The 13,146-nt window shown below is 65.5% G+C and carries 13 protein-coding genes; 8 read left to right on the top strand and 5 right to left on the bottom strand.

Annotation, left to right across the window (positions count from 1 at the left end; genetic code table 11):
- Nucleotides 1–35 precede the first annotated feature (35 nt).
- The 4 genes from QOU61_RS25325 (at nucleotide 36) to QOU61_RS25310 (ending at nucleotide 4,838) form a co-directional block, all read left to right on the top strand.
- Nucleotides 36–1,187 (top strand): glycosyltransferase, encoded by a 1,152-nt coding sequence (locus QOU61_RS25325; protein WP_289653923.1) that lies wholly within the window; start codon nucleotides 36–38, stop codon nucleotides 1,185–1,187.
- Between the two features lie 7 nt (nucleotides 1,188–1,194).
- Nucleotides 1,195–2,700 (top strand): glycosyltransferase family 39 protein, encoded by a 1,506-nt coding sequence (locus QOU61_RS25320; RefSeq protein ID WP_289653922.1) that lies wholly within the window; start codon nucleotides 1,195–1,197, stop codon nucleotides 2,698–2,700.
- Nucleotides 2,701–2,773: 73 nt separating this feature from the next.
- Nucleotides 2,774–3,472 carry a DUF899 family protein gene (locus tag QOU61_RS25315; RefSeq protein ID WP_289653921.1) on the top strand — a complete coding sequence of 233 codons (699 nt, stop codon included), beginning with the start codon at nucleotides 2,774–2,776 and terminating at the stop codon, nucleotides 3,470–3,472.
- 226 nt (nucleotides 3,473–3,698) lie between these two features.
- Nucleotides 3,699–4,838: a DUF2778 domain-containing protein gene (locus QOU61_RS25310; RefSeq protein WP_502876977.1), complete on the top strand. Its 1,140-nt coding sequence runs from the start codon at nucleotides 3,699–3,701 to the stop codon at nucleotides 4,836–4,838.
- A gap of 15 nt (nucleotides 4,839–4,853) precedes the next feature.
- Here QOU61_RS25310 and QOU61_RS25305 read toward each other — a convergent pair whose 3' ends face one another.
- A complete protein-coding gene (locus QOU61_RS25305) occupies nucleotides 4,854–5,483 on the bottom strand; it encodes a glutathione binding-like protein (protein WP_289653919.1) in 630 nt (209 codons plus the stop codon).
- A gap of 119 nt (nucleotides 5,484–5,602) precedes the next feature.
- Between QOU61_RS25305 and QOU61_RS25300 the strand changes: the two genes are divergently transcribed.
- Both QOU61_RS25300 and QOU61_RS25295 read left to right on the top strand, forming a co-directional pair.
- Nucleotides 5,603–6,445, top strand: coding sequence for a LysR family transcriptional regulator (locus QOU61_RS25300; protein WP_289661740.1), 843 nt, complete (start codon nucleotides 5,603–5,605; stop codon nucleotides 6,443–6,445).
- 5 nt (nucleotides 6,446–6,450) lie between these two features.
- The gene (locus QOU61_RS25295) at nucleotides 6,451–7,005 is read left to right on the top strand and encodes a GNAT family N-acetyltransferase (RefSeq protein WP_289653918.1); all 555 of its coding nucleotides are present in this window, start codon (nucleotides 6,451–6,453) and stop codon (nucleotides 7,003–7,005) included.
- A gap of 767 nt (nucleotides 7,006–7,772) precedes the next feature.
- On the opposite strand, the gene QOU61_RS25290 is transcribed toward QOU61_RS25295, so the two are convergent.
- Nucleotides 7,773–8,567, bottom strand: coding sequence for a DUF899 domain-containing protein (locus tag QOU61_RS25290; RefSeq protein ID WP_289653917.1), 795 nt, complete (start codon nucleotides 8,565–8,567; stop codon nucleotides 7,773–7,775).
- 729 nt (nucleotides 8,568–9,296) lie between these two features.
- Here QOU61_RS25290 and QOU61_RS25285 point away from each other — a divergent pair.
- The gene (locus tag QOU61_RS25285) at nucleotides 9,297–10,637 is read left to right on the top strand and encodes an RtcB family protein (RefSeq protein ID WP_289653916.1); all 1,341 of its coding nucleotides are present in this window, start codon (nucleotides 9,297–9,299) and stop codon (nucleotides 10,635–10,637) included.
- Nucleotides 10,638–10,737: 100 nt separating this feature from the next.
- On the opposite strand, the gene QOU61_RS25280 is transcribed toward QOU61_RS25285, so the two are convergent.
- The gene (locus QOU61_RS25280; RefSeq protein ID WP_289653914.1) at nucleotides 10,738–11,190 is read right to left on the bottom strand and encodes a carboxymuconolactone decarboxylase family protein; all 453 of its coding nucleotides are present in this window, start codon (nucleotides 11,188–11,190) and stop codon (nucleotides 10,738–10,740) included.
- A 66-nt stretch (nucleotides 11,191–11,256) separates the two neighbouring features.
- Here QOU61_RS25280 and QOU61_RS25275 point away from each other — a divergent pair, with 66 nt between their 5' ends.
- Nucleotides 11,257–11,742 carry an RrF2 family transcriptional regulator gene (locus QOU61_RS25275; protein WP_289653913.1) on the top strand — a complete coding sequence of 162 codons (486 nt, stop codon included), beginning with the start codon at nucleotides 11,257–11,259 and terminating at the stop codon, nucleotides 11,740–11,742.
- Between the two features lie 94 nt (nucleotides 11,743–11,836).
- Here the strand turns inward: QOU61_RS25275 and QOU61_RS25270 are convergent, their stop codons facing one another.
- Entirely contained in the window at nucleotides 11,837–12,610 is a 774-nt protein-coding gene (locus tag QOU61_RS25270) for a COG4705 family protein (RefSeq protein WP_289653912.1), read from the bottom strand.
- Nucleotides 12,611–12,684: 74 nt separating this feature from the next.
- Nucleotides 12,685–13,083, bottom strand: a complete 399-nt coding sequence (locus tag QOU61_RS25265) for a hypothetical protein (protein WP_502876820.1) — start codon at nucleotides 13,081–13,083, stop codon at nucleotides 12,685–12,687.
- Nucleotides 13,084–13,146: the final 63 nt, after the last annotated feature.

The raw sequence follows: 13,146 nt of genomic DNA, 5'->3' as shown, positions 1-13,146 counted from the left end.
GCAGGGCGGGGGGCTGCGGATATACGCTGGCGCTCATGCATGAAGCCGTCAGACCGGGCGCCCAAAGCCCTCAGCAACAGGCCGCCGGTCGAGACGCCGGAGGCCTGCTCCAGCTATCGGTCGTTGTCCCCACCTTCAACGAGCGCGACAACGTCACCAAGCTCTACCGCAAGCTGGAGACGGCGTTGTCCGGGATTGCGTGGGAAGTCGTCTTCGTCGACGACAATTCGCCTGATGGAACCTGGCAGGTGGTGCGCGAGCTGTCGCACCAGGACGCCCGCGTCCGCTGTATCCGCCGGATCGGCCGACGCGGACTGTCGGGCGCCTGCATCGAGGGCATCCTCGCCTCCAGCGCGCCCTATGCCGCGGTCATGGACGCCGACCTGCAGCATGACGAGGCGCAGCTTCCGAAGATGCTGGCGCTGCTCGACAGCGGCGAGGCCGAGCTCGTGGTCGGCAGCCGCTACATCGAAGGCGGCAGCGCGGACAGTTTCGACCGGCAGCGCGCCGGCGCCAGCGCGCTCGCCACCGAGGTCGCCAAGCGCACGCTGGGCGTGAGCGTCGCCGATCCCATGAGCGGCTTCTTCATGATCCGGCGTGACCGCTTCGAGGAGCTCGCGCCGCAGCTCTCGACGCAGGGCTTCAAGATCCTGCTCGACATCGTCGCGACCGCCCATGGCAAGCTGCGCACGGTCGAAGTCCCCTACAGCTTCGGCACCCGCCTGCACGGCGAGAGCAAGCTCGATTCCATGGTCGCGCTGGATTTCCTCGGGCTCGTGCTGGCGAAGCTGACCAACGACACGATATCGCTGCGCTTCCTCCTGTTCGCGATGGTCGGCGGCAGCGGCCTCGTCGTGCATCTCACCACGCTGTTCATCGCGCTCGAGATGTTCAAGGTGCCGTTCGCGGAGGCGCAGGCCGCCGGCGCCTTCGTCGCGATGACCACGAACTTCATCCTGAACAATTTCCTCACCTACCGCGACCAGCGGCTGAAGGGCTTTGCGATCCTGCGCGGATTGATCGCGTTCTACCTGGTCTGCAGCGTCGGGCTGTTCGCCAATGTCGGCGTCGCCTTCTCAGTCTACGACCAGGAGCCGATCTGGTGGCTCGCGGGAGCTGCCGGCGCGCTGATGGGCGTGGTGTGGAACTACGCGATGTCCGGACTGTTCGTCTGGCGCAAGCGATAACCGCCCGATGAGCGCGAACGACGCGCTGCTTCGCCGCAACACCGTGCTGACGGTCGTCGCGCTGGTTGCCCTGCGCCTGGTGGCGGCAGCCTTCACCCCGCTTACCTTCGACGAAGCCTATTACTGGACCTGGGCGAAGCATCTCGCGCCCGGCTACTACGATCATCCGCCGATGGTCGCGCTGGTGATCCGGCTCGGCATCATGGTTGCCGGCGACACCGAACTCGGCGTGCGGCTGGCCTCGATCCTGCTCGCGCTGCCGATGAGCTTTGCGGTCTATCGCGCGACCGAGATCCTGTTCGGCGGCGCGCGGGCGGCGGCGACCGCGACCATCCTGCTCAACGTTACGCTGATGGCGGCGGTCGGCACCATGATCGTGACGCCGGATGCGCCGCTTCTGGTCGCCGCGAGCTTCATCCTGTTCTTCCTTGCCAAGGTGCACGAAACCGGGCGGGGCGCGTGGTGGCTGGCGGTGGGCGCCGCCGCCGGCTGCGCGCTATCGTCCAAATACACCGCGCTGTTCTTCGGCCCGGCGATCCTGATCTGGCTCGCCGCGGTTCCGAAGCTGCGGCGCTGGCTGCTCTCGCCCTGGCTCTATGCCGGCGGCCTGGTCGCGCTCGCGGTGTTCTCCCCGGTCATCATCTGGAACGCCGAGCATCACTGGGTTTCCTTCATCAAGCAGATCGGCCGCGCCCGGATCGAGGATTTCCGCCCCGCTTTCATCGCCGAGCTGGTTCCAACCCAGATCGCCTTCGCAACGCCGCTCGTCTTCATCCTGGGCGCGATGGGTCTGCATGCGCTGCGCACCGGAAAAGCCGGAGAGCCCGCCGCGCGCATCCTGATCAACGCGACATTCTGGGTCATCGTCGCCTATTTCATCTGGCACGCGCTGCACGCCCGCGTCGAAGCCAACTGGTTCGCGCCGGTCTATCCGCCATTCGTAGTTGCGGCCGCGGTGGCTGCTCATCTCGTGACCTGGGAGCCGCGCGCGCGGCGGCTGGCCGAATTCTGCCTGCGCTGGGCGGCGCCGTCGGGCATCCTGATGTTCGTGCTGCTGGTGCTTCAGGCCAATACCGGCGTGCTTTCGCTCTACCAGCGCGACGCGACGGTGCGCAGCATCGGCGTCGGCTGGCGCGAACTGGCGGGGCAGATCGAGGCGGTGCGCGCGCGTGTTGGCGCCACCTGCCTGCTCGCGCCCGACTACGGCACCACGGCCTGGCTTTCCTTCTACATGCCGCGCGGCACCTGCGTGGTGCAGCCGACGCAGCGCATCCGCTGGATCGCGATGGGCGAGCCGGATCCGAAACTGCTCGCCGGCCGCGTGCTCTATGTCGACGAGGTCAGGCCGTTCGGGCCACCGGCCTATCTGCGCGACGCCTATACCCGGGTGGAACGCGTCGCCGAGCTGTCGCGCAAGCGCGGTCCGCTGGTGATCGAAACCTATGCCCTTGAGCTGCTGGAAGGGGCCAGGGGCGCGGTCATCGACCATTCTCCGCCGCCGGAACTGCAGTAAAAAAGTCCAGCGCCCTGTCGGAGGGGCGCCTGCCGCTTCGTCTTGTACCCAATCAGCCGGGAGAGGTGATGAGATGAGCAACCAGAGCGACCTGAAACCCGCCATCGCGCTCGCGGGCGCGAGCACTGTCCGCTATCCCAACGAGAGCACCGAATACCGCCGCGCGCGGCAGGCGCTGCTTGCCGAGGAGATCGAGCTGCGCCGTCACATCGAGCGCGTGGCGGCGATGCGGCGCGCGTTGCCGCCGGGCGGCGCTGTTGCCGGTAACTACGTATTCGAGGGCGAGGAGGGTAAGGTCGCCTTTGCCGACCTGTTCGGGGACAAGGCGACGCTCGTCATCTACAGCTACATGTTTGGCCCGCAGCGCGAAAAGCCGTGCCCGATGTGCACCTCGTTCATGAGCACGTGGGAGGCGAAGCTGCCCGACGTCGCGCAGCGCATCGCCTTCGTCTTTGTCGCGCGCTCGCCGATCGCGCGGCTGGTCGAGGCCAAGAAGGCGCGCGGCTGGACGCGCATGAAGGTCTATTCGGATTTCGCCGGCGACTATACCCGCGCCTATGTGAGCCGCGAGGATGCGGATGTCCCGGGCTACAACGTGTTCACGCGACGCGATGGCGCCATCCGCCATTTCTGGGGCGGCGAGATGGGCATGGCGACCGCCGATCCCGGGCAGGATCCGCGCGGCGCGCCGGATTTCGACCCGCTCTGGACCGTGCTCGACACCACCCCGGAAGGCCGCGGCACCGACTGGTATCCGAAGCTGAACTACTGATCCTGCCATAAAATCACCGCAAGAATAGGTGAGCAAATTCAAGAGGCTGTACCGAAATGGCACTGCCTCCTGACCTGCCTCACATCTGCCCGCGTTTAATCGGCATTTAACGAAAAGTCGCCTTAATGACGCTCCGCGCCTCTGCGAGACGCTGGATCGGGTGTGACCGGTCACGGCACTTGAAGGGGAACAGTGTGGAACCGTCCTGGGCGCAAGGCGTATGAGTATGAGTACCGGCCGCAAGGCCCGGAAGCGTAAGAGTTCTTCCCGCAGAGCCATCTCCCAGAATCTGTTCGGCGGCGTTGCGGTCGCATGCCTTGTCGCGGGCTGTGCCTGGACGGTGCATTCCTACATCCTTTCCGCGAGCGTCTATCCGACGCTCGGCACGGCGAGCTATGACGAGCCCGTCGTCAAGCCAGCGCCGCGCATCGCCTCGCGCAGCGCCGCGCAGGCCGTGAGCGAGACCTTTGCCGCGCTGCCGTCGCCGGCCGCCGTGATCGAGAAGCCCGCGACCATGGCTGCGATCACGCCGATGCAATTCAACGAGCGCTTTGCCGCTTCAGCCCCGCAGGGCGTGGAGTCGCGCGCCGCGGAAGCCGCTCCCGCGCCGGACGCGCCGAAGCTTGCCGAAGCGCCGAAGACGGTCGGTGCGAGGCTTGCGGAAGCGGTCAAGACTGCAAGCTCGCCGAAAAATGCCGGCGCGGCGAAGAAGGATGGGGCACCGGCGCAGCAGGTCGCGATGAACGCGCCGCTGCCCTTGCCCGAGAAAAAGAGCGCCGGCGATTCCGTGCGCGACATGGCGCAGCGCGCCAAGGCTGCGGTGATGTCGATCGCCTCGGGCGAGCGGACGTCGATCACCGAAAAGCTGTGGGGCAAGCGCGATCATACCAACTCGCTGCTCGCCTATGCGTCGGCGGATGCCAGCGTCACCAGCGCGATCAAGCCGGCCCAGAATCCGATGCTCGGTGGATCGCCGCCCTATGATCGGGACACGGCGGTCTACGACATCACCGCGCGCACCGTCTATCTGCCTGACGGCACCAAGCTGGAAGCGCATTCCGGGCTCGGCTCTAAGCTCGACGATCCGAGCTCGGCGAAAATCCGCATGCATGGCGTGACGCCGCCGCATATCTACGAACTGAAGCCGCGCGAGGCGTTGTTCCACGGCGTGCCGGCGCTCAGGCTTACCCCGGTCGGCGGCGAGGACTCGATCTATGGCCGTTCCGGGCTTCTGGCGCACACCTACATGCTCGGGCCGAACGGCGATTCCAACGGCTGCGTCTCGTTCAAGGATTACTATGCGTTCCTGAACGCCTATCGCAACCAGGGCATCAGGAAGCTCGCCGTCGTCGCCCGCGTCGAGTGACGCGTCTTTTCCGCGTCACGCCTTCATCGCCTTGAGCAGCTTTGCCTCGGTCTCGATCGCGGCCTTGACCTGCGGCCGCTCCTTCATGCGCGCGAGGTAGCTCGTCAGCGCCGGCCATTGCGCGAGATCGACGCCGGCGCGGTGGAACAGCAGGAGCGACCAGGTGAGGGAGGCGTCCGCCACCGTGAAGCGGTCGCCGACGAGATAGGGCCGGCTCGCCAGGTGGTCGGCCACGACCGACACGCTCTTGCCGATACGTGCGCGCGCCGGTGCGACCGCCGCCTCGTCCTTGTACCAGAATACCGGATAGAGGAACCCCTTGTGGATCTCGGCGCCGACGAAGCTGAGCCACTCCTGCAACCGGTAGCGCTCCGCGCTGCCGGGCGGCGGCGCCAGCCCAAGCTCGGGCCTGCGGTCGGCGATATATTGCAGCACCGCGGCGCTCTCGGTGAGCCGCTCGCCGTTCTCCAGCACCAGCACAGGCACCGCGCCCTTCGCCGAGATGGCGAAGAAATCACTGCCGTCCTCGACCACCTTCTTTTCCCAGAGATGCATCAGGTGATAGCGCGCCTCGATGCCGGCCTCCATCAGCGCGATGCGGCTGGCGAGCGAGCAGGCCATCGGGAAGAAATAGAGCTGCAGCATGGTTTTCTCCGTTGTCACGGGCGAGGGTAATGGATCGGCCGGCTGCCCAAATGCAGGAATACTGCAGCCATGAGCTGCAATATTGCAGGCGGCCGCAGCGCCGTGCTAGCCTCAAGATCATGAACTGGGACGATCTGCGCATCATCGCCGCGGTCAGGGACGAGGGCACCTATGCCGGCGCCGGCGCTCGGCTGCGCATCGACGAGACCACGGTCGGCCGCAGGCTGGCGCGGATCGAGCGCGCGCTGGGCCTGCGCCTGTTCGAGGCCGCCGATGGCCTGCGCAAGCCGACGCGGCAATGCGAGGCGGTGCTGGCCCATGTGCAGGCGATGTCGAACCACGTCGCCGAGATCGGCCGGGTCGGGCAGGGCGTGGCCGGCCCGTCGGGCCGGTTCCGCATCGCCGCCACCAACGGCGTCGCGGAGGAAATCCTGGCGCCGCGCGCAGGACGGCTGCTGGCCGACCATCCGGGGCTGACCCTGCAATTCCTCACCTCGAGCGAGAACGTGAAGTTCTCGCGCTGGCAGGCCGATTTCGCGATCCGGCTGCGCAAGCCGGACAAGGGCGATTTCACCATCGCCAAGCTCGGCGAGTTCAGCCTCTATTTGTTCGAGCCGAAGGCGCGGAGCGAGGCGGATTCCGTGGTCTGCGCCTATCCGGACGAACTCGGCCCGATCCCGGAGACCCAGTTCCTCAAGGCGCGTGGATTTTTTGAGCGCGCACGCTTCATCAGCGACAACATCCGCGTTATCAAGGCGCTGATCAGAAGCCACCAGGCGCTCGGCGTGCTGCCGGACTATTACTGTACCGATCTGCTCGCCGACCGCAGGCTCGAGGCAACGCCGCTGGCGCGCCGGCGCGACGTGTGGCTTCTGGTGCAAAACCATCTGAAGCGCGACGTCGCCGCCCGGATCGTGATCGACTGGGTGCGTGACTGTTTCCAGGAGCTCTCCAAGGGGTAGGCACCATGGCAGAACCCGATTTCCAGCCGACACTCAGCGGACCCACCATCACCATCCGGCCGATCACCCGCGACGACTGGCGGGATTTGTTCGCCGTCGCTTCCGATCCCGGAATCTGGGAGTTGCACCCGGCCTCCGATCGCTACAAGGAAGCCGAATTCAGGAAGTTTTTCGATGGCGCGGTCCATTCGAAGATGGGTTTTGTGTTCGTCGACCGCGCGACCGGCCAGCTGATCGGCTCCAGCCGCTACCATGGCTACGAGCCGATGCTGAGCGAGATCGAGATCGGATGGACGTTCCTGGCGCGCGACCACTGGGGCGGCGGCGCCAATCGCGAGGTCAAGCGGCTGATGCTCGACCACGCCTTCACCTTCGTCGATACTGTCGTGTTCTGGGTCGGCGAGAAGAACCTGCGCTCGCAGGGCGCGATGGCCAAGATCGGCGGCATCAAGCGCGCGGGCCTGTTCACGCGCGCGCTGACCGGCGACCAGCAGCGCCACGTGATCTTCGAGATCACCAAGCGGCAGTATCAGGCCGGCGGGCGCGGGCTCCTGATGTGAGGCGAGGGCGGCGGCGCCGACGTATTCGTATTCGAATTTCAAACAGCCCGCCATTCGACGTCATCGCCGGCCCGACCGGGCGATCCAGTATTCCAGAGACGGTTGTTGTTCATGCGACGGCTTCGGAATACTGGATGCCCCGCTGGAGCCTGTCATCGGGCGGCGCTGTGCGCCGACCCGTTGGCGGGGCATGACCAGCTAGAGGATACAAACCAGCATTCCCGCGGCGCGGATGCGTCCGGGTCATGCACGATACCCCCAGAAAAAGAGGGCGCAGGGAATGCCGGGTGCGCGATGCACCCGCAGCCTCGCGTGCGTAAAGCAAAAGCACACGAGTTAGTCACCACAGGTACACCGAAACATCCGGCATTCCCTGCGCGATGGTTTGAACGGTTTCCTTCGTGCTCTCCCCGGTGACCGGGCTTTCTTGCCACCGTCGCTCGCAAGATGTTCGCGAGCTTGATGCCAGCGTCGGGACATCAGGACCACACGACTTCGCCGTACGCAGCCTGCGCATTCGTCTCGTGCGCGCGCTACGTCCATCGCGTCCCGCGCCCAACACTCGTGACGATCGCGAAGCGCCCCTCTCGGCAGGCACGGGATGTGCCGAGGAAAGCCACTGATTTGCCCGACGCATCAAGCGCAATATTTTTTGCGCGAGGACTGGACGACCCAAATCAGCTTGAGATCGTTGGAAAAATTCGATTTTGCGCGCAGCCGCAGCGGGCGCCGCTTTGAGGGGCGGCGCCCGTCTCGTCTCTGCCTTGCTACTGCGGCTTCGAGTCCTTTCGGAAGGCGGCTTCTCCGGCATCTGACACCTCGACCCACTTCTGATTGGGCGACGTCTCGGCGCCGTAATTGTCGTGCCAGTTCCACCACTTGTATGTTGGAGTCTGAGGGTAGCCTTGCGGCGAGTCCTCCCAGATCTCCTGGCGCCCGAGCGCCGTCATGTCGAGGTAGCTCCAAGTGGTCCCCATCGCCTCGTCGCCGCGGCTATTGATGAAGTAGGTGCGGAACACCTTGTCGCCGTCGCGGATGAACGCGTTGTGGCCGTGCCATTCGTCCACGCCGAAATCCGCATCGAAGCTGTCGGTGATGGTGTACCAGGGCATATCCCAGCCCATCCGCGCCTTCAGGCGCGCGATGTCCGCCTGCGGCGCCCGAGAGGCATAGGCCAGCGTGGTGTCGCGCGCGTTGAGATGGGAGAGGTGGGCAACCTGATCGGCGCCCAGCGAGCAGCCGCGGCAGGCGTGCTCGGGCCAGCCGAACACGCCGGGCTCGAAGAAGGCGCGATAGATGACGAGCTGGCGACGGCCTTCGAACAGGTCGAGCAGGCTCGCCTTGCCCTGCGGTCCCTCGAACGCATAGGTCTTTTCCACCGCCATCCACGGCATCCGCCGACGCTCGGCGGCGAGCGCATCTCGCGCGCGCGTAAAGGATTTCTCCTTTACGAGCATCTGCTGGCGCGCAGCCTCCCACGCGCTGGCCGACACGATCGGAGGCGTGTTCATTCCGGGACGTCCCTTGTGGTTCTGCGTGTCTTCCGTCTTGTTCCTGTCCATGTGTCTCTCCTGTGTCGCACCGCGCACGGCTTGGGCTCGCGAGAAGGCTAGTCGCCTGGATCGACCGGTGAGAGTTACAAGTGTGTCGGGATTCGATCGTTCCAGCAGGGTCGGCCGGGGGATGGCGCTATTGTTCCAGCATCCGATCATCCATCGCGGCGATCCCGTCACCGCGGGACGGAAATACGTTTTGCGGACGGACGTCATGTATGGCCGCCGCTGAGCCCCGTTTGCAGACTGCACTTTGCGCCGACCCACGCAGAAGGGCCGCCCGTGGGCGGCCCTTCATGCGACGGTTCGTTGCAACGGCGCCGCGCCGAACAAGGTCGTTCAGCAGCTTTCGCTTTTAAAACGCGCGGAAGTGGTGTATGGACACTGCCCTGCGGATATCCGCTTGCGAGAGACCGATGCTGTATTCGTATTCACGCCCGCACAAGGAAGCAGCCTTGCCGCTGAACCGGCATGGTCGCATTTCCGCGCGCGTGCTGCTGGTCTCGGCAACGAACGCGCGGCCCATAGGGCTCAGCCTACAAGCGTGACAGGGCAGCGGGTTTCCCTCTGCCTGGCAGAGAGAAAACCCGAGAAGCAGCCCGTCAGCGGCTAATCGCATCCCGACACACATCTCTGCCTGCATGCCTGTTCGGCGTGCTCAATTGCGTTGAGCGGCGCCGAGTTCCGGAGCGTCCATGGGGATGCTCAATATTGATGAGTGAAGGAGAGGAGGGTCCGATGCGATCCGATCCCTATCGAGAGCGGGCGAGGGAGCTGGCAATTGAGGCCGGTCTCGATCCCGATGCGAAAATCGACCGGCCGGGCCAGCGTCCGATGCCGCTGTGGTGCACGTTCCGCGACGCGGCGCGCAAGGAGCACCTCGCTCGCGAGGCGCAGGCCATCGCGGCCGATGTCGCGATTGCGCCGCAGGCGCCGCAATACAAGGACAGCCTGCTGAAGGTGTTCGGTCAGCACGAGGAAGCGACGCTCGCGCAGATGAAGACCTGCATGGCGGTCGGAAACGTCGTGGGCGGCGTGATCTGCGCCGATGGCCATCTCGGCTATGCGCAGCCGGTCGGCGGCGTGATCGCCTATGAGAAGCAGATCAGCATCTCCGGCGTCGGCTTCGACATCGGCTGCGGCAACATGGCGGCGCGGCTTGATACGCGGTTCGGCGATCTGGAGAACCGGATCGGGGCGATCATCCGCGACATCCACAGGGTGATCTCGTTCGGCATCGGGCGCGTCAACGACGAGCGCGTCGATCACGAGCTGTTCGACGATGACGATGCCTGGCGCGAGTCCGACATGGGCGCGTACCGGCGTAAGGCGGTCGCCCAGCTCGGCACGGTCGGTTCCGGTAACCACTATGTCGACCTGATGCGCGACGAGAGCGGCTTCGTCTGGATCGGCGTGCATTTTGGCAGCCGCGGCCTCGGGCACACCAGCGCGACCCGCTACCTCAAGGCCGCTGGTGGCAAGGACGGCATGAACGTGCCGCCCGCCGTCATCGACGAGGACAGCGAGATCGGGCGGCGCTACATCGCCGCCATGCAGCTCGCCGGTCGCTATGCCTATGCCGGTCGCGAGTGGGTGATCGAGCGCGTGCGCAAGATCATCGGCGGTACGGTGACCGAGACGGTGCACAACCACCACAACTACGCCTGGCGCGAGACCCACGGCGGCAGGGACCTGTGGGTGGTGCGCAAGGGCGCGACGCCGGCCTTTCCGGGCCAGCGTGGTTTCGTCGGCGGCTCGATGGGCGACGACGCCGTGATCATCGAGGGCGTCGAGTCGGAGGAGGCGAAAGCGTCGCTCTACTCGACAATCCACGGCGCCGGGCGGCTGTTCGGACGCAAGGAGGCCAAGCGCAGGTTCACCCGCGCCGAGATGGACGCCTGGTTGCAGTCGCGCGGCGTCAGCCTCATCGGCGCCGATCTCGACGAGAGCCCGATGGCCTACCGCCGGCTGCCGGAGGTGCTTGCCGCGCATGCCGGCTCGGTCAAGGTGGTGCACAGCCTGCGCCCCTTTGCCGTGGTGATGGCGGGCGCCAACGAGTTCGATCCGTTCAAGGATTGAGGCGCTCGGTGATGACAACCGAAGGGCCGCCCACGGGCGGCCCTTCATTCTCTAAAACCCCGGCACCGCCGCCGAGACTTTGCACTTCCGGTGTCTGCTATCACGCCGCTACCGTCGCCGCCGGCGCCAGCCGCGTCGAGACGCCGATCCGGTTCATGGCGTTCATCAGCGAAATGACGATGGTGAGATCGGCGACCTCCTTTTCGGAAAATTCGGCCTTCACTGCCGCATAATCGCCGTCCGGAACGCCGGTGTCGGCGACCCGGGTCAGGCTTTCGGCCCAGATCAGCGCGGCCCGTTCGCGCGCGCTGAAGAACGGCGCCTCCTGCCAGGTGATCAGGCTGTTGAGCTTGCGCGGGTCGGCGCCGGCCTTGGACAGGTCGCGCCAGTGCAGGTCGACACAGTAGGCGCAGCCATTGATCTGCGACACGCGCAGGAACATCAGATCGACCAATGCGCGGTCGAGCCCGCAGGACGCGACATATTCGTAAAGCGGGCCGAAAGCCTTGTAGCCGTTAGGGGTGACCTTCTTCAGTTCGAGACGCGACGACATGACCAACTCCGTTGCAGGACCATCCAATTACGGATATATTTTATCCGTAGATAGGAGATGGTCAACATGCAGCTATCGGAGGGGGTCGAGTGGGCGGTGCATAGCTGCACCATGCTTGCGGGCCTTGACGCCGATCAGGCGCTGACCACGACGCAGCTTGCGGAATTCTTCGACCTTCCGCGGGACTATCTCGCCAAGCACCTGCAGGCGCTGTCGAATGCGGGGCTTCTGGCGGCGACGCGGGGGCGTTCGGGCGGTTACCGGCTGGCGCGGCCGGCATCGGAGGTCACGCTGCGCGACGTGATGATTGCGATCGAGGGATCGCGGCCGAGCTTCCGTTGTCAGGAGATACGCCAGCGCGGACTGAGCGGCCAGCCGCGCGCCTGCTACAGGCGCGCCTGCGGCATCGCGCGGGCGATGTGGGCCGCGGAGAAGGTGTGGCTCGCCGAGCTCGAGAAGACGACGCTTGCGGCACTGATCGCCGAAGCCGCGCGCGAGGTCTCGAGGGAGCAGAAAGCGGCCATCGCGCGATGGCTTGGACGGGAGACGTGACGCTGTTCGAGCCCAACACGTAGATGAAGCGACCAAAACCCCGGCATCGCTGCCGGGGCGTCTCGGATTTGCGTTATCGGGGAGATCAGTCCGATCACGCCGGCTGCGGCTCCGCGCGTTGCGGCAACAGCAGGATCAAGAGCACCATGATCACAACCAGCGTTGCGGAAGCCGTATAGCGGCTGAGCGCCAGGCCGCCATGGTCGATCGGCTTGTCCAGGAAATCGCCGACTGTTGCCCCGAGCGGCCGGGTGAAGACGAATGCCGCCCAGAACAGCGCGGTGCGGGAAACGCTGGTCCAGAGATAAAGGGCCGCGATGATCGCAAGCGCGGCAGCAAACACCAGCGCGCCGCCGCGATATCCGAGCCCGGTGGAATCGGCCATCCAGTCGCCAAGCGCGGTGCCGAGCGTCTGCGAAAACATGATGGTGACCCAGTAGAACGTCTCGGCTCTTTTCGACTGGATCGAGTCCACTGAAATCGTTCCCGTGGCGTAGTACCAGATCGCCAGTGAGGCGAGCAGCAGCGCCGCGAGCAGGGAACTGCCGCCGAGATAGCCGATCCCGAGCGAACGATCGACGAAATCGGCGAGCGTGGTGCCGACCGTGGTGGTCGCCACGATCACGGACCAATAGAGGAGCGGATGGAAGCGCTTGGCCGCCATCTGCCCTGACACTGCGGCGGCGAAGATCACCGCGAAGATTGCCGTTCCAACCAGGTAACCCAGGTTCATCGACATCGTGACGGCGTCGCCGCCGGTCTCGCCGAGCGTCGTTGCAAGGATCTTGATGATCCAGAATCCCAATGTGACTTCAGGCACCTTGCGAAGGGCTTCGGTGGTGGTCGGCGGTTGGTATAGTTGATGCATTGCACTTTTCTCCACTGCGGATGCGGCCACGCATCTTGGCAAAGCGTGACCGTCTTGTTCGGATCGGCTGGCGCTCAGGATTTTCCGACCGAGTCCATGATCGAGAGCAGCTCGGCGACGGCCTGCTTGCACTTCGCGGCATCCGGGGTGCTCGCCCGCAAGGCGTCGAGGGCGCGATCGATCGCCTTGTCGACGGTGTGCCAGTCGGCGGCTGCGCGCGGCTTCAGGGCAGCTTCTGCGTCGTCCCACTGGGTTTCCAGGTCCTTGATGCGGTTCTTGGCACTAGTGAGATCGCCCTTGTCGATCAGGCCGGAGACGTCGATGACGATGGCGCGGAACGGCGAGAGGTCGCCGAGCTTCGATGTCGCCGCTTCGGCGCGCGGCAGGAACCGGAAGCCCCCGTCCGCTTGCGTGCCGGGTCCGCTTGTCATCGTCAGCGCACCCAGAGCGGCTGCGAAGATCACTCGTTTCATGGGCATAGTCTCCTTGCTGTCTGCCCGCGCGCGATCGCCCGGGCTTCTCGTTAAAAAGGTGAA

It is taken from the genome of Bradyrhizobium sp. NP1, assembly GCF_030378205.1.
Taxonomy (GTDB): Bacteria; Pseudomonadota; Alphaproteobacteria; order Rhizobiales; family Xanthobacteraceae; genus Bradyrhizobium.
This window is presented reverse-complemented; position numbering and strand designations above follow the sequence as displayed.

Excerpts from the sequence above, each read along its gene's own strand:
- QOU61_RS25315 (WP_289653921.1), top strand. The coding sequence starts at position 2,774 with ATGAGCAACCAGAGCGACCTGAAACCCGCCATCGCGCTCGCGGGCGCG.
- QOU61_RS25285 (WP_289653916.1), top strand. The coding sequence starts at position 9,297 with ATGCGATCCGATCCCTATCGAGAGCGGGCGAGGGAGCTGGCAATTGAG.
- QOU61_RS25300 (WP_289661740.1), top strand. The coding sequence starts at position 5,603 with ATGAACTGGGACGATCTGCGCATCATCGCCGCGGTCAGGGACGAGGGC.
- QOU61_RS25280 (WP_289653914.1), bottom strand. The coding sequence starts at position 11,190 with ATGTCGTCGCGTCTCGAACTGAAGAAGGTCACCCCTAACGGCTACAAG.
- QOU61_RS25305 (WP_289653919.1), bottom strand. The coding sequence starts at position 5,483 with ATGCTGCAGCTCTATTTCTTCCCGATGGCCTGCTCGCTCGCCAGCCGC.
- QOU61_RS25275 (WP_289653913.1), top strand. The coding sequence starts at position 11,257 with ATGCAGCTATCGGAGGGGGTCGAGTGGGCGGTGCATAGCTGCACCATG.
- QOU61_RS25270 (WP_289653912.1), bottom strand. The coding sequence starts at position 12,610 with ATGCATCAACTATACCAACCGCCGACCACCACCGAAGCCCTTCGCAAG.
- QOU61_RS25320 (WP_289653922.1), top strand. The coding sequence starts at position 1,195 with ATGAGCGCGAACGACGCGCTGCTTCGCCGCAACACCGTGCTGACGGTC.
- QOU61_RS25295 (WP_289653918.1), top strand. The coding sequence starts at position 6,451 with ATGGCAGAACCCGATTTCCAGCCGACACTCAGCGGACCCACCATCACC.
- QOU61_RS25325 (WP_289653923.1), top strand. The coding sequence starts at position 36 with ATGCATGAAGCCGTCAGACCGGGCGCCCAAAGCCCTCAGCAACAGGCC.
- QOU61_RS25290 (WP_289653917.1), bottom strand. The coding sequence starts at position 8,567 with ATGGACAGGAACAAGACGGAAGACACGCAGAACCACAAGGGACGTCCC.
- QOU61_RS25310 (WP_502876977.1), top strand. The coding sequence starts at position 3,699 with ATGAGTACCGGCCGCAAGGCCCGGAAGCGTAAGAGTTCTTCCCGCAGA.
- QOU61_RS25265 (WP_502876820.1), bottom strand. The coding sequence starts at position 13,083 with ATGAAACGAGTGATCTTCGCAGCCGCTCTGGGTGCGCTGACGATGACA.